Genomic DNA, 14438 nt, shown 5'->3' on the forward strand with positions numbered 1-14438 from the left:
GATGAGATGTCCTCAATCGTAATTGCAGGATATGCACTATTTTGTATAATCGTCTTCTTCCTTGTAAATCGTCTTTTACGAAAGAAAAAAACGAACGCGGGAGAAGAACAAGTCCCAGCCGTAAGTAAAATAGAAGTAAGTAAGGTAGAAACAGAAGAGAAAGAAATTGAACACAAGCAAGAACCAGAAATTTCTAATGTAGTTGAGTTAGAAACAGGAAAGCAAGAAGAAGTGAAGCAAGAAAAAGAAGTGCCGAAAAAACAAATGTCTATGCCTGTGGAAAATGTAAATGTAAAAGCAGTTGTAGCGGTATTAATTCTCGGTATGTTCGTTTCTATCTTAAACCAAACAATCATTAACGTTGCATTGCCTCCGTTAATGAATGAATTTAACGTATCAACTTCAACAGCCCAATGGTTAATTACAGGCTTTATGCTTGTAAACGGAATTTTAGTGCCGATTAGTGCCTTTTTAGTTTCGCGATTTACGTATCGAAAATTATTCGTAGCGGCAATGTTATTCTTCACGGTAGGATCTATCATTTGTGCTACATCAGGTAACTTTACAATGATGATGACGGGCCGCGTTATTCAAGCGGTTGGTGCAGGTATTTTAATGCCAGTTGGTATGAATATCTTCATGACATTATTCCCTCCTCATAAGCGCGGAGCAGCTATGGGATTACTAGGGGTAGCGATGATCTTAGCGCCAGCTATCGGACCAACTGTAACAGGTTGGGTGATTGAAAACTATAGCTGGAACTTGATGTTCTACGGGATGTTTGTAATTGGTTTAATTATTACGTTCCTAGCTTTAAAATTCTTTACACTAGCTCAGCCAGTATCTAAAACGAAATTAGATGTATTCGGTGTTGTTAGTTCAAGTATTGGACTAGGAAGCTTATTGTACGGATTTAGTGAAGCAGGAAATAATAGTTGGACTAGTGCAGAAGTCATTATTTCACTTGTTATTGGGGTAATTGGTTTAGCGTTATTTATTTGGAGAGAGCTAACAACGGACAATAAAATGCTTGATTTACAAGTGTTTAAATATCCAGTATTTACTTTTACTTTAGTAATTAATGCAATTGTAACGATGGCATTATTCGGGGGTATGTTATTGCTTCCGGTATATCTGCAAAATATTCGCGGTTTTACACCGATAGAATCAGGTTTATTATTACTTCCAGGATCATTAATTATGGGGATCATGGGGCCTATTGCAGGTAAACTATTTGATAAGTATGGTATTCGTCCGTTAGCAATTGTCGGATTAGCCATTACAACGTTCGCGACATATGAATTTACAACGTTATCGATGGATACACCGTATAGCGTTATTATGACGGATTATATTATACGCTCAATTGGTATGTCATTCATTATGATGCCAATTATGACAGCCGGTATGAACGCGCTGCCGATGAAATTAATTTCTCACGGTACAGCAACGCAAAATACGTCAAGACAAGTAGCTGGTTCAATTGGAACAGCGATATTAATCACGCTTATGACGCAACAAACGACTGCTCACGTAGCAGATTACGGCAATATGTTAACAACGTCAAATCCAATTTTAGTTGATAAAGTACACGGTATGGGCCAAAGTTTAGCGGCCTTAGCTGGATCAGCTCAAGCAGGAGATGCGATGAGCACGCAACTATTATATGGACAAATTTCAAAGCTATCTGCAATTAACGGTATTAACGATGCCTTCTTAATTGCAACGATACTCGCAGGTATTGCTTGGGTGTTATCGTTCTTCTTACCATCAGGCAATAAACCAAATAGAAAAGCAGGGAATTAATTTCCCTGCTTTTTTGTCTTCTTATAAAAGGATCCAATTAGATATAGAATGAATCCCCTGCAGACATGAGCACCCAGAAAATAACCCCTAATATTCCAGCGATAAAAATAATGAACCCCATATTACGTATACTTTTAATTTTTGCCTGTAATCCACGTAATCCTGCCAATAATCCAGTTAAAGAAAACAGTATCCAATATAAAGTAGTTGAAATAGGGAGGATTGTATTGTTATCCACCCCCATGCTCCAAAAAACAAAAGGTAGCGTGACAAAAGAGAGGCTAAGTAATCCCATTAAACCAACAAATAGTGTTCGATGTTTCATGCTAGTAATAATTAAAAAAATACCACCGAAAAATCCGCATAAAACAAGAAGTGGCATATAAAAAATCCAAAGTAAGCTCAATATATGTAATCTCCTTCTATGTAATCAGTTATATTTTACTGCATGAGGTTTATTTTGGATATTATTAATAAATATGTATAAATTGATAGAAATGAGAAGTAGCAATACGAATTAATAGATATAGAGAACGTTAGAGAGGAGGGGCATATGAAAATTACAGAAGAGAACGTTGCAATGCAGCTAAGGAAAAGGAACGAAAAAGCATTATATTTTATTATTGACCAGTACGGCGGACTAATAAAAAGTATTACTCAGAAGCATTTAGCTTCGTTTGAAGATGTGCAAGAGGAATGTATGGATGATGTGTTATTGGAGTTTTGAAAAACTAGAGGATAATGTAACGAAAATTATACTGACGCCTGTTGTTACTTCGGATGAAGAAGGAGAAAAGAAAACAAATTATCGAAAAGTGCTAACGGAAGAAGAGTTTGAAGTTGTGATAAAAGAGTAAAAAGAGGTACCGTGATGATACCTCTTTTTTAACTTAAGAATGCCAACATATTATTCATAATATGAAATAACATAGCTGGAATAATGGATTTTGTTTTTTTACATAAAATAGCCATCAATAACCCCGTGAAGAAAGTGATTACCATTACTCCGATTGAGTATGTATGAGCGATACCAAAGAAGAAACTTGATAAGATCGCTGCAATCCAAAATGGAAAGCGCTCAGAGAAGAAGCGAAGTAAAAAACCACGGAAAATAAGTTCTTCAAAAATTGGGGTGAGTATCGCAAAGCCGATAAGTAGTAATATTTGATACTGTTCAAAAACGTCTAAGTTTAGTGCGGAAGCTTGTTGCTTTGTTGCGTCTTGGAACACATATTTCAACAAGATATGATTGAGCGCGATGTTTATAACGAAGAAAAGAAGTAAGTATACGTATGTGCGCCATTCTTTCAGTGCTTTAAAGTGAAAAGATTTTAGTAATAATTTTTTTGCGGGTTCAAATTTAAAAATGAAGAATAACAACACGGCTAGTTGTAATCCGATACTTGCGGTATTTGCAATAGATTCATACAGGGCAATTTGTTTTTTATTTTCGAGTCCGGCTGTATAAATTGTTAAGGGCATTGCGAGGAACACAGTAATAAGTCCGGTTCCGAAAAAAGCGAATAAAACGGAGCTGACAAATTGTCCCCATGACATAGAGTATTTCTGTTCATAAGGAAGTTGTGTGGCGGGTTGCATATGTAGAATCACCTCTTTATATATATAATTGTAAGGTATTTTTGTACTGGATGTAATATTAAAATATTACATCCAGCATTGTATTTTAAGGAAAAATAAAAGAGGTATCACCCTATAGTGATGCCTCTTTCTCATTGATAACTATGTTCTGTTTTGTTGTTTGATTTCGATTGCTCTATTTGTAATTCACGCTCTACTAAACGGTCTAACTGTTGAATAGCTTTTAATGCTTTTTCATAAGAAATCGTTCTATAATGATGCGCTCCGCCCGGTTCTTCATCTGCTTCATCCGCCCATTTAATAATGTTTTGAAGAGATGTTCTTTCAATTTCTTGTTCTACTAAGAAAGAATCTGTATGAAGGAGAATTGCGATAGAAATTTCTTTTGCTAGTTTTGGATGTTCTCCTAATCTAATAAGTAATTTATGAGCTCTTTCTGCGCCTTTAATTGCGTGTATATCATTCTTTTTATATAAATCATAGTCCCATTCGCCGCCTGTGTACCATGTATGGTGTCCGATATCATGAAGGAAACCGGCTTTTGTCGCAGCATCGACTGAGGCGTGATGCTTTTTAGCTAAGTGAAACGCATGGTAAGCGACAGCAATCGCGTGGACCATTCCAGAACGATTTACATATTTTTGTGTAATGTGGTGTTTAAAAACTTGTTCAAGCGTAATACGGTGCATAAAACATTCACTCCTTTTATCTAATGGTGTATATGAAGAAAATCGATCGGTTTAAATGTATTTTGAACATTGTACTCCATCAATCGGCGTTAGTAAAGTAGAAATGTTTAGGAAAAGAAAAATTTTATGGGCATAAAAAAACCACCTTAGCTTATGCAAAGGTGATTTTCAAATTGATTATTTTTTTAATCCTTGCTCTAGTGTTTCTAACATTTCATGCTTTTCATTTTCATCAGCATTTTTCCAAATGACTTCAAATAAAACGCCAAGACCTGGAAGCATTTTTTCTTCACCGCTTTGAATTGCATCGACAATTGTTTCTTGTAATTGGTCTTGTGAATTTCCAGATACATTCGCTAGTACAGCACCGCGTAAATTAAAACTCATTATTTTCACCTCTTCTTCAGAATTGAAACTGACGTTAGTTTTTGTTCTTTTTTATGTAAATATGTATGAAAAATAGGCTATAATGATAAGACAAGAAGAGAGGGAAATACATATTATGAAAAACATTGATTCAGTACAAAATCCGCGTGTGAAGCAGTGGAAAAAGCTGCAAACGAAAAAGGAACGCGATAAAAAAGGTTTATTTTTTGTAGAAGGATTCCATTTAGTAGAGGAAGCTTTAAAGGCAGGGGTTGTAACAGAACTTATCGTTTCAGATCAAACAGACCTTCCAAAAGATTGGACAGTTAATGATGTGGAAATGTATATCGTGCCGGAAGCAATTGTAAAAGTACTTCGTGAAACAGAAACAACGCAAGGTGTATTTGCTGTTTGTGAAAAGCATGAGAAAGAAGTAGCTCTTACTGATGGGAAATTTCTTTTATTAGATGGCCTTCAAGACCCAGGTAATTTAGGAACGATTATTCGTACAGCTGATGCAGCTGGTATTCATGCCGTTGTGCTTGGAGAAGGTTGTGTTGATGTTTATAATAGTAAAGTACTACGCTCTACACAAGGTTCTATTTTCCACTTACCGATTGTAAAAGGAAGCTTAGAAGAATGGGTAGACAAGTTAAAAGAAAATAACGTCCCTGTATATGGAACAGCTCTTGAAAATGGGGTTCCTTACGGCGAGGTAACACCAGCCGGAAGTTTTGCATTAATTGTAGGAAATGAAGGAAACGGCGTACGCCAAGAAATTCTTGCAAAAACGGATCAAAACTTGTATATTCCGATTTACGGCGGGGCAGAATCATTAAATGTTGCAGTTGCAGCAGGGATTTTAACGTATTATTTACAAAGCCCAGTTGCGAACAAATAAAAAACTTCTTATAATAAGTTGAAGTACATTATATTAAAAGTTAAATAACGAAAAACGTTGATAGAGAAGAGTAGCTTACAAAATCGCCATATAGGGAGAGAATGCCGTAGACTGAAAGCATTCTTATGGTAGACGGAAGTGAATTCACCTCTGGAGTTGACGCTAGGACCATGTATATGTAAAGGCGTTCCGGTCAGAATTGATCGTTATAACTAATGAGTGGGCAGACTTGTTCTGTCAATTTAGGGTGGTACCGCGAATTTACCTCGTCCCTTTTTGGGAGCGAGGTTTTTTTATTTTTAAAATTAGGAGGGTTCCAAATGGAAGCACGTTTAAAAGAGCTAAAGCAAAAAGCGTTAGAGCTTATTGAAGAAGCGAAAGAGCTAAAAGGCTTAAACGACGTACGCGTAGCGTATTTAGGAAAAAAAGGTCCAATTACAGAAGTATTACGCGGCATGGGAAAATTATCAGCAGAAGAGCGTCCACGTATGGGAGCATTAGTAAATGAAGTACGTGAAGCGATTCAAACGCGTCTAGACGACAAAATTGGTAACTTAGAAAAAGCAGTAATTGAAGCGAAATTGGCTACTGAAACAATTGATGTTACATTGCCAGGTCGTCCTGTTGAAACAGGTTGTCACCATCCTTTAACAGCGGTTGTGGAACAAATTGAAGATGTATTTATCGGTATGGGTTATGAAGTAGCTGAAGGAACAGAAGTAGAAAAAGACTACTACAATTTCGAAGCATTAAACTTACCGAAAGATCACCCAGCGCGTGATATGCAAGATACATTCTACATTACAGAAGAAACGTTACTACGTACACATACATCTTCTGTACAAGCGCGTACGATGGAAAATAATAAAGAAAAAGGCCCAATCAAAATTATTTGTCCTGGTAAAGTGTATCGCCGCGATGACGATGATGCGACACATTCACACCAGTTCATGCAAATTGAAGGTCTTGTAATTGATAAAAACATTCGCATGAGTGACTTAAAAGGTACATTGCAAGTATTCGTGAAAAAGATGTTCGGTGAAGATCGTGAAATCCGTCTTCGCCCAAGTTTCTTCCCATTCACAGAGCCATCTGTAGAGATGGATATTTCTTGTATGATGTGTCACGGCAAAGGTTGCGGCACTTGTAAAGGAACTGGTTGGATCGAAATTTTAGGCGCAGGTATGGTTCACCCGAACGTACTTGAAATGGCTGGTTATGATTCAAAAGAATATCAAGGTTTCGCATTCGGTATGGGCGCAGAGCGTATCGCAATGTTGAAATACGGCGTAGATGACATTCGTCATTTCTATACAAATGATGTACGTTTCTTACAACAATTCAAACGAGCGTAAGGGAAGGAGAGGATAAATATGTTCGTATCATATCGTTGGTTACAAGAGTATGTAGATATTAAAGATGTAACAGCACAAGAACTAGCAGACAAAATCACGAAAAGTGGTATTGAAGTAGAAGGCGTTGAAGTATTAAATAAAGGTGTAAAAGGTGTTGTAGTTGGTCACGTATTAGAATGTGAAAAACACCCAGAAGCTGATAAGTTAAGCAAATGCTTAATCGATATCGGTGAAGAAGAACCAGTTCAAATTATTTGTGGAGCTGCTAACATTGCAAAAGGCTTAAAAGTACCAGTTGCAAAAGTTGGAGCTGTACTTCCTGGTAACTTCAAAATTAAAAAAGCAAAACTACGTGGTGAAGCTTCTCACGGTATGGTTTGTGCTCTTCAAGAGCTTGGCATTGATGGGAAATTAGTTTCAAAAGAATACGCAGATGGTATCTTCATCTTCCCAAGTGACGCTGAAGTTGGTGCAGATGCACTTGAAATTTTAAACTTACATGATGAAGTACTTGAGCTTGGTTTAACACCAAACCGTGCAGATTGCTTAAACATGTTAGGTGTTGCATATGAAGTAGCTGCTATTTATGGCCGTGAAGTAAAACTTCCAGCTATCGACTTACAAGAAACAGCAGAAAAAACTTCTGATTACATTTCTGTAAGTGTAGAAGCGAAAGAAGAAAATCCATTATACATTGCAAAAATGGTTAAAAACGTAAAAATTGGTCCATCACCAATGTGGATGCAAACGCGCCTTATGGCAGCTGGCATTCGCCCAATTAGCAACGTAGTTGATATTACAAACTACATTTTAATGGAATACGGTCAACCGTTACACGCATTCGATTACGATAAATTAGGTTCAAAAGAAATCGTTGTTCGTCTTGCAAAAGAAGGCGAAAAAATTGAAACGTTAGATGATCAAGAACGTACATTACAAAGCCACCACCTTGTCATTACAAACGGAACAAAAGCTTTAGCTGTTGCAGGTGTAATGGGCGGAGCGGATTCTGAAGTTACAAATGAGACAGTAAACGTTCTAATTGAATCTGCATACTTTGCAGGTCAAACAGTGCGCCGTACATCAAAAGACTTAGGTCTTCGCAGTGAATCAAGTGCACGTTTCGAAAAAGGAATCGACCCAACACGTACATTTGAAGCAATTCAACATGCAGCTGCTTTAATGGCGAAATATGCTGGCGGTGAAGCACTTGAAGGTGTAGTAGAAGCTGATAACTTACAAGTACAAGAGCGTACAGTATCTGTTACTGCTGAAAAAGTAAACCGTGTATTAGGCACAAATATTTCTGCAAGTGAAATGGGTACAATGTTCACAAACTTGAAATTCCCATTCACAGAAGTAGAAGGAACATTCCACGTGAATGTACCAGCACGTCGTCCTGATATTACAATTTCAGAAGACTTAGTAGAAGAAGTGGGCCGTCTATACGGTTATGACCACATTCCAGTTACATTACCTTCTGGAACGATGACTCGTGGTAAATTAACAGCAGCACAAACGAAACGTCGTAAAGTACGTCGCTTCTTAGAAGGTGCTGGTTTATATGAAGCAATCACGTATTCATTAACAAGCGCTGATAAAGCGAAACAATATATGGTTGAGCCGAACGAAAAGGCGCCTGTAAATCTTGCACTTCCAATGAGCGAAGAGCGCAGCCAACTTCGTTTAAGCTTAGTGCCACAATTGCTAGAAGCAGTTTCATACAACGTTGCACGTAAAAACGACAGCGTTGCTTTATACGAAGTAGGTTCTATCTTCTTACCGACAGAAGCAGGAGAACTTCCTAAAGAAGAACAACATCTTGCAGGTGTTATGACAGGTCTTGCTCTTCACCATGCATGGCAAGGTGAGAAAAAAGTAGTAGACTTCTTCGTTGTGAAAGGTGTACTAGAAGGACTATTCGACGTACTTGGCGTTGCAAACCAAATCACATATGCACCAGCAAAACGTGAAGGTATGCACCCAGGTCGTACAGCTGACATCGTATTAGATGGCGAAGTAATTGGTTTCATCGGTCAATTGCACCCAGAAGCAGAAAAACAATTAGATGTGAAAAATACATTCGTATTCGAACTATCTCTTGTAAAAGTATTCGGTGCAGACGCAGAAGAAACTTACTACTCAGCGATTCCACGTTTCCCATCTATGACACGTGATATGGCTGTTGTCGTAACAAAAGAAACAAAAGCTGGCGAAATGAAGCAAGTTATTGCTGAAGCTGGTGGAGAACTTCTGAAAGACGTAACACTATTTGACTTATACGAAGGTGAAAAAATGGAAGAAGGCAAGAAATCACTTGCATTCTCTATGAACTACTTCGATGCAGAACGTACGTTAACAGACGAAGAAGTAACAGAAGCACATAACCGCGTGTTAACAGCGGTAGAAGAGAAATTTGGTGCGGAGTTACGTAAGTAATAAGAAATTGCCGGATCTATTCCGGCAATTTTTTTATGGAACGATTGTCGAACCATCGATATATTGTAAAAATCGGCGATATATTTTCCGACATCTTGCATCTTTCTCTCGAATGTAGTACATTAATTTTAGTTTAACAAAATGAAAGACGATGATAAGGAAAAGTAGTATATACTATAATCCAAAGCGAATCAGGGACGGTGAGAGCCTGATGAGGCGGTATATGTGAAGAACACCTTGGAGTTGCTAACCGAAATTGAATCTCGTATTCAAGAGTAGACTTAGACGGGAATCCGGCCTGTTACAAACCGGGAAGTATGTATTACATACGAGTTAAAGTTGGTCTTTATGACAAATTGGGTGGTACCGCGAAGTTTAACCTTTCGTCCCTTTATGGATGAAAGGTTTTTTTGTATTTAAATATATCAGCAAAGGAGAATTTCACTATGGAAAACACATTAGTAAAAAGTCTGTATAGAGATACAGATAAATACGCAGGTCAAACAGTACAAGTATCAGGGTGGATTCGTAATTTACGTGATTCAAAAGCATTTGGTTTCATCGAATTAAACGACGGTAGCTTCTTTAAAAGCGTTCAAATCGTTTTCGATACAGAATTAGAGAACTTCAAAGAAATTGCAAAACTTCCACTTAGCTCTTCAGTGAAAGTAGAAGGTAAAGTAATTGCAACGCCTGGAGCGAAGCAACCATTTGAAATTAAAGCAGAAAAAATTGATATCGAGGGCTTATCAGATTCTGATTACCCACTTCAAAAGAAGCGTCATACGTTTGAATACTTACGTACAATCGCTCACTTACGTCCAAGAACAAACGCATTCTCTGCAACGTTCCGCGTACGTTCTATCGCAGCATTTGCGATTCACCAGTTCTTCCAAGAGCGTGGATTCGTACATGTTCACACACCTATAATCACTGGTAGTGATACAGAAGGTGCTGGCGAAATGTTCCGCGTAACAACGCAAGATTTAAACAACGTTCCAAAAGGCGAAGATGGACAAGTTGATGAATCAAAAGACTTCTTCGGCAAAGAAACAAACTTAACAGTAAGTGGACAGCTGAACGCTGAAGCTTACGCATTAGCATTCCGTGATGTTTACACATTTGGACCTACATTCCGTGCAGAAAACTCAAACACAACTCGCCACGCTGCTGAGTTCTGGATGGTTGAGCCTGAGATTGCATTCGCTGAACTAGGTGACGTAATGAACCTTACAGAAGATATGCTGAAATATGCAATGAAATACGTATTAGAGCATGCACCAGAAGAAATGGAATTCTTCAACAGCTTCGTTGATAAAACAGTTCTAGAGCGCATGAACAACGTAATCAACTCTGACTTCGGTCGCATTACTTATACAGAAGCAATTAAAGTACTTCAAGAATCAGGTGCTGACTTCAAATACCCAGTAGAATGGGGAATTGACTTACAAACAGAGCACGAAAGATACTTATCAGAAGAAATCTTCAAACGCCCTGTATTCGTAACTGACTATCCGAAAGACATTAAAGCATTCTACATGCGCTTAAATGAAGACGGTAAAACAGTAGCTGCTACTGACCTTCTAGTTCCTGGCATCGGCGAATTAATCGGCGGAAGTCAACGTGAAGAAAGAATGGACGTTTTAGTAGACAGAATTAAAGAACTAGGTATGAACGAAGAGGACTACTGGTGGTACTTAGAACTTAGAAAATACGGCGGTACAAAACACGCTGGATTCGGTCTAGGTTTCGAGCGCTTCCTAATGTACATCACTGGCATGGCTAACATCCGTGACGTAATTCCATTCCCAAGAACACCAGGTTCTTCTGAATTCTAAAATAAAAAAAGCGAGAGCGATTGCTCTCGTTTTTTTTATTGGAAAAGGGTGTAATTAGAACTCGAATTTTATAAAGTATTTTACGATTGGGAAAGATGTTGTTCAAAGTTTCCTTCTCACTTCATATATAAGTAAAATGAATGCGACATTTATGGGGAAGGGGTTTTGATACAATGGGGGACATTCCAAGTCATACAAAGTGGAATTTGCGTGACAAGTATATAGTAATCACTGGTGCAACAAGTGGTATTGGATTAGCGGCAGCTAAAGTATTTGCAGAACGTGGTGCCAAGCTAGGAATCATTGCTCGTAATGAAGTGAAAGCGAATGATGTGATGACTCAAATTGAAAATCTAACGAATGGGAATGCAGTGGTAGATATATTTTTCGCTGATATGGCTTCCCAACAATCTATACGCCAGGTAGCTACTGAGATTTTAGAAAGGTGTCCGAGAATTGATATATTAGTGAATAATGCTGGAGCTTTATTTCAAACAAGGCAACTTACGGAGGACGGTTTGGAGATGACTTGGGCGGTAAACCATTTAGGTCCATTCCTACTTACTAATTTACTGTTGGGGCGTTTAAAGGAAAGTGCTCCTGCTCGTGTGATCACCACCGCATCTCACGGTCACAAAATGGCTAAAAAGGGAATTGATTTCGATGATTTAGATGCAGAACAACTTTATCGTGGTGTTAAGAAGTTCATGGGCGGTCCTACCATGCGTTATGCTCAATCAAAATTAGCAAATATTTTATTTACCACTGAATTGGCAAGGCAGCTGGAGGGGACGGGTGTTAGTGCATACAGCTTCGACCCAGGGCTAGTGGCTACGAATTTCAACCAAGATAATGGTCTAGTTGCTCGCTTAACGATGGCAGCAATGAAACCTTTCTCGCGTACGCCCGAGGAAGGTGCTGAAACTTTAATATGGCTAGCGGAATCAACTGGAGTTACTAATCATAGTGGCTGTTACTATGCCGATAAGCAAAACGGAAAAACGTCTGAAGCTGCCTTGGATAAAGATGCCGCAAAACGTCTATGGGACATTAGTGAAAAACAGATACGAGAGTAAATGAGTGTTTGTTCATATGGCTATGTTGAATAGTTTTTTACCCTTAAGTAAAAAGTAATCTTGGGGGTGAGTGCAATGAGTAAAAAAGTGAAAACAGATCATTCTAGATCAGTCCTAGGTTCTCCAGAGGTGGAAGGACAAGGAACAACTACGCATGAAACGGGTTCTCATAAAGTACCTTCATCAAATAAGAAGCAGAAACGAAGCTAACATAAAAAAGGAGAGTCTTGGCGACTCTCCTTTTTTATGTATTACATCTTCTTATCGTTAATTTCTTTTGTAATTTTATCCCGCATTAACGGGCAGTAAGACCCCCACCTCAAAATTCAGCGAAAGTGAAGAAGTTAGGTGGGGGATCAACTGCCCGTAAAAGCCCGATTGGTTCAACTAATAATCAGTGGGGGATGAACAAAACCCCTACTGATTAAAGTTTCATTTTATCTACATCTTTGTCTAATCGATCTAAATAGAAAACCCACAGTAAACTTATGAACACGTAATAGATGGCCATAACGCCGAGATTATCAGATATATTTTCAAATGTAGATTTAGTAGTGAAAAAAGCTCCCCAAATGGTAGAAATAGTGAGGTAAGAAAGTGGACCTACGAGGTGTACGAAAACATATAATATCTTTTTAACTTTTATAGCGTTCATATGAAAAACCTCCTTTTTCTAATCATAAACTCAAGTTCCTCACAGAAGTGTTGTAGTTTTGCTGGATTATGTATTAACAAGCGGGCATCGTATTTCCCGATAAATCTCCGGATCCGAAAGTTTAATAAGAAAGATCGACCATAGCGCTCTATTAAGTCGTTGAACGCTGGTTGTTCACTTAGTAGCTGAATGTTTTCCCTAATTTCGAACTGTCTTTCATGTGGATCACCCAGTAAAATATTTAGAATCATTTGTAGAAGTAGCAATGGGAATCCCCTTCCTTAATTTGAATAATCTGTATATTTATATTGTAACAAAATTACAAGGACAATAGTAGGGTGAAACAAAAAACAGGAGTTTGTAGGCTCCTGTTTTTGTCGATACTATTTTAATAAGCGAAACGCCTTCTCTGTATTAGCAAAATGCAGTTTCACAAACTCAGGTAATCTTTCTTTACCGAGCTTTTGAATTAATTTAGCAGCTGCAATATCAACTTGTTTACCGGCACCTTTTGGAAGTGGCATGCCAGCTTTTTTACTTAGTTCATCAAACTGTTTTACGAATGAGTAACGAGCTAAAATAGAAGCAGCGGCTACTGCTAAATGGACGCTTTCGCCTTTTGTCGCGAAATAAACATTTTCACGCTGTACCTGTTTTTGTTTTGCTAAATATTTGTAGTATGTATCAGGTTGTGTGAATTGATCGATTAAGACGCCTTCAGGTTTTGTAGGTGCCATTTTTGCTAATAAGTTTGTAATTGCTTTATTGTGTAGTAGAGCTTTTAGCTTACCTTGATTATTTCCTTTATCAAACAGCTCGTTATATTTTTCGTTATGAAGGACAAGAGAGCTATAAGGAACAACGTGTAGAAGTTGTTTGGCAATCGCAGTAATTTGATCATCATTTAAGTTTTTAGAGTCTTTTACACCAAGTTCTTTTAAAAGTGGAATTTGCTTCGCATCCACATATACAGCAACGACTGTCATCGGTCCGAAGTAATCACCAGTACCAACTTCATCAGACCCTACGATAGACATTGTACCGATCGAAGCAGGAGGTGCATAACGGTGTGAATCGACAGATTTTTTTACAGCTGTTTTTGGTGTTTGAGAGACAGTTTGCCAACGAGAAGCTTCTGCTTCGGCACGGCCACCTTGGAACATTACTTTTCCAGATTTATATGCTGTAATTGTGCAAGATGGCACCTTTGCCATAAAGATACCGCCTTGCGGAATTTTCGGGCTTAGCGCTTGTTTATATTGTTGTTTCATGTCTTCAATTACTGTAGAACTTGTTTGTATTACGATAGAATTTGACAATATGGTCGCTCCTTTTTTTATATTGTTATTTTTATCATATCGGATTGTTCTTTCTGTTTCCATATTATGATGGTTCATGGTATTATAAACTTTAGGATTCTGTACGTGATTGGAGGCCGGTGAGTTGTCACAACAAAAGGGAAATAAAAGTCGAATTAATGTAGAAATATATGGCCAACAGTATTCAGTTGTTGGCGATGAAAGTACAAGTCATATCCGCATGGTAGCAGCGATTGTGGATGATAAAATGCGCGAACTCAATGCCAAGAATCCTTCGCTTGATACGAGTAGACTAGCGGTATTGACGGCGGTAAACGTCATACACGATTACATAAAATTAAAAGAAGAACATGAAAAATTGAAAGAAAGTATGACAAAAAAAGGAATGGAATAAC

The 14438-nt window shown here is 38.0% G+C and carries 15 protein-coding genes, 2 pseudogenes and 2 other annotated features; of the genes and pseudogenes, 10 read left to right on the forward strand and 7 right to left on the reverse strand.

Translation table 11 applies throughout. The features are described from left to right. Nucleotides 1-6 precede the first annotated feature (6 nt). On the forward strand, nt 7-1806 hold the full coding sequence (locus DN410_RS22125) for a DHA2 family efflux MFS transporter permease subunit (protein WP_149178073.1): 1800 nt from the start codon (nt 7-9) through the stop codon (nt 1804-1806). A 37-nt stretch (nt 1807-1843) separates the two neighbouring features. On the opposite strand, the gene DN410_RS22130 is transcribed toward DN410_RS22125, so the two are convergent. Next, nucleotides 1844-2215, reverse strand: coding sequence for a DNA-binding protein (locus DN410_RS22130; protein WP_149178074.1), 372 nt, complete (start codon nt 2213-2215; stop codon nt 1844-1846). A 144-nt stretch (nt 2216-2359) separates the two neighbouring features. Between DN410_RS22130 and DN410_RS22140 the strand changes: the two are divergent. Both DN410_RS22140 and DN410_RS22145 read left to right on the forward strand, forming a co-directional pair. Beyond that, a pseudogene (locus DN410_RS22140) lies at nt 2360-2524 on the forward strand (sigma-70 family RNA polymerase sigma factor); the annotation flags it as partial. Continuing rightward, nucleotides 2520-2663: pseudogene (locus tag DN410_RS22145) on the forward strand (DUF4179 domain-containing protein); the annotation flags it as partial. The pseudogenes DN410_RS22140 and DN410_RS22145, both read left to right, overlap by 5 nt. A gap of 28 nt (nt 2664-2691) precedes the next feature. Here the strand turns inward: DN410_RS22145 and DN410_RS22150 are convergent. From DN410_RS22150 to sspI, 3 genes are all read right to left on the reverse strand, one after another. Next, nucleotides 2692-3405: a CPBP family intramembrane glutamic endopeptidase gene (locus tag DN410_RS22150; RefSeq protein WP_149178076.1), complete on the reverse strand. Its 714-nt coding sequence runs from the start codon at nt 3403-3405 to the stop codon at nt 2692-2694. Between the two features lie 131 nt (nt 3406-3536). Beyond that, nucleotides 3537-4094, reverse strand: coding sequence for an HD domain-containing protein (locus tag DN410_RS22155; RefSeq protein ID WP_000554804.1), 558 nt, complete (start codon nt 4092-4094; stop codon nt 3537-3539). A gap of 177 nt (nt 4095-4271) precedes the next feature. After that, nucleotides 4272-4481: a small acid-soluble spore protein SspI gene (gene sspI, locus DN410_RS22160; protein ID WP_000009509.1), complete on the reverse strand. Its 210-nt coding sequence runs from the start codon at nt 4479-4481 to the stop codon at nt 4272-4274. An 82-nt stretch (nt 4482-4563) separates the two neighbouring features. On the opposite strand from sspI, the gene DN410_RS22165 reads away from it, so the two are divergent. From DN410_RS22165 to DN410_RS22190, 6 genes are all read left to right on the forward strand, one after another. Continuing rightward, nucleotides 4564-5361, forward strand: coding sequence for a TrmH family RNA methyltransferase (locus DN410_RS22165; protein ID WP_149178077.1), 798 nt, complete (start codon nt 4564-4566; stop codon nt 5359-5361). A gap of 48 nt (nt 5362-5409) precedes the next feature. Next, nucleotides 5410-5638: a binding site (T-box leader), on the forward strand. Nucleotides 5639-5681: 43 nt separating this feature from the next. Next, complete coding sequence (gene pheS, locus DN410_RS22170; protein WP_000388217.1) at nt 5682-6716, forward strand: phenylalanine--tRNA ligase subunit alpha; 1035 nt, start codon at nt 5682-5684, stop codon at nt 6714-6716. A gap of 18 nt (nt 6717-6734) precedes the next feature. Beyond that, the gene (pheT, locus tag DN410_RS22175; RefSeq protein ID WP_149178078.1) at nt 6735-9155 is read left to right on the forward strand and encodes a phenylalanine--tRNA ligase subunit beta; all 2421 of its coding nucleotides are present in this window, start codon (nt 6735-6737) and stop codon (nt 9153-9155) included. A 142-nt stretch (nt 9156-9297) separates the two neighbouring features. Beyond that, nucleotides 9298-9549 (forward strand) — a binding site (T-box leader). Nucleotides 9550-9601: 52 nt separating this feature from the next. Further along, complete coding sequence (gene asnS, locus DN410_RS22180; protein WP_048531582.1) at nt 9602-10993, forward strand: asparagine--tRNA ligase; 1392 nt, start codon at nt 9602-9604, stop codon at nt 10991-10993. 173 nt (nt 10994-11166) lie between these two features. Continuing rightward, complete coding sequence (locus DN410_RS22185) at nt 11167-12069, forward strand: SDR family oxidoreductase (RefSeq protein ID WP_149178156.1); 903 nt, start codon at nt 11167-11169, stop codon at nt 12067-12069. A gap of 75 nt (nt 12070-12144) precedes the next feature. Next, a complete protein-coding gene (locus tag DN410_RS22190; protein ID WP_002138569.1) occupies nt 12145-12279 on the forward strand; it encodes a YuzL family protein in 135 nt (44 codons plus the stop codon). 214 nt (nt 12280-12493) lie between these two features. On the opposite strand, the gene DN410_RS22195 is transcribed toward DN410_RS22190, so the two are convergent. The 3 genes from DN410_RS22195 to rnhC all read right to left on the reverse strand — a co-directional run bounded on the left by DN410_RS22195 (nt 12494) and on the right by rnhC (nt 14043). Continuing rightward, nucleotides 12494-12724: a hypothetical protein gene (locus tag DN410_RS22195; protein WP_149178079.1), complete on the reverse strand. Its 231-nt coding sequence runs from the start codon at nt 12722-12724 to the stop codon at nt 12494-12496. Further along, nucleotides 12721-12990 (reverse strand): hypothetical protein, encoded by a 270-nt coding sequence (locus tag DN410_RS22200; protein WP_149178080.1) that lies wholly within the window; start codon nt 12988-12990, stop codon nt 12721-12723. Before DN410_RS22200 ends, DN410_RS22195 begins: the two co-directional genes overlap by 4 nt. Nucleotides 12991-13107: 117 nt before the next feature. After that, complete coding sequence (gene rnhC, locus DN410_RS22205; RefSeq protein ID WP_149178081.1) at nt 13108-14043, reverse strand: ribonuclease HIII; 936 nt, start codon at nt 14041-14043, stop codon at nt 13108-13110. A gap of 124 nt (nt 14044-14167) precedes the next feature. Between rnhC and zapA the strand changes: the two genes are divergently transcribed. Further along, nucleotides 14168-14437: a cell division protein ZapA gene (gene zapA, locus DN410_RS22210; RefSeq protein ID WP_000082703.1), complete on the forward strand. Its 270-nt coding sequence runs from the start codon at nt 14168-14170 to the stop codon at nt 14435-14437. Nucleotide 14438: the final 1 nt, after the last annotated feature.

This window comes from Bacillus sp. SH5-2 (assembly GCF_008368905.1).
Lineage (GTDB): Bacteria > Bacillota > Bacilli > Bacillales > Bacillaceae_G > Bacillus_A > Bacillus_A luti.

Bases quoted from the DNA above. Each gene is read 5' to 3' on its own strand.
- DN410_RS22150 (WP_149178076.1), bottom strand. From the start codon at position 3,405: ATGCAACCCGCCACACAACTTCCTTATGAACAGAAATACTCTATGTCA.
- asnS (WP_048531582.1), top strand. From the start codon at position 9,602: ATGGAAAACACATTAGTAAAAAGTCTGTATAGAGATACAGATAAATAC.
- DN410_RS22155 (WP_000554804.1), bottom strand. From the start codon at position 4,094: ATGCACCGTATTACGCTTGAACAAGTTTTTAAACACCACATTACACAA.
- pheS (WP_000388217.1), top strand. From the start codon at position 5,682: ATGGAAGCACGTTTAAAAGAGCTAAAGCAAAAAGCGTTAGAGCTTATT.
- DN410_RS22185 (WP_149178156.1), top strand. From the start codon at position 11,167: ATGGGGGACATTCCAAGTCATACAAAGTGGAATTTGCGTGACAAGTAT.
- DN410_RS22165 (WP_149178077.1), top strand. From the start codon at position 4,564: ATGATAAGACAAGAAGAGAGGGAAATACATATTATGAAAAACATTGAT.
- DN410_RS22190 (WP_002138569.1), top strand. From the start codon at position 12,145: ATGAGTAAAAAAGTGAAAACAGATCATTCTAGATCAGTCCTAGGTTCT.
- DN410_RS22195 (WP_149178079.1), bottom strand. From the start codon at position 12,724: ATGAACGCTATAAAAGTTAAAAAGATATTATATGTTTTCGTACACCTC.
- sspI (WP_000009509.1), bottom strand. From the start codon at position 4,481: ATGAGTTTTAATTTACGCGGTGCTGTACTAGCGAATGTATCTGGAAAT.
- DN410_RS22125 (WP_149178073.1), top strand. From the start codon at position 7: ATGTCCTCAATCGTAATTGCAGGATATGCACTATTTTGTATAATCGTC.
- pheT (WP_149178078.1), top strand. From the start codon at position 6,735: ATGTTCGTATCATATCGTTGGTTACAAGAGTATGTAGATATTAAAGAT.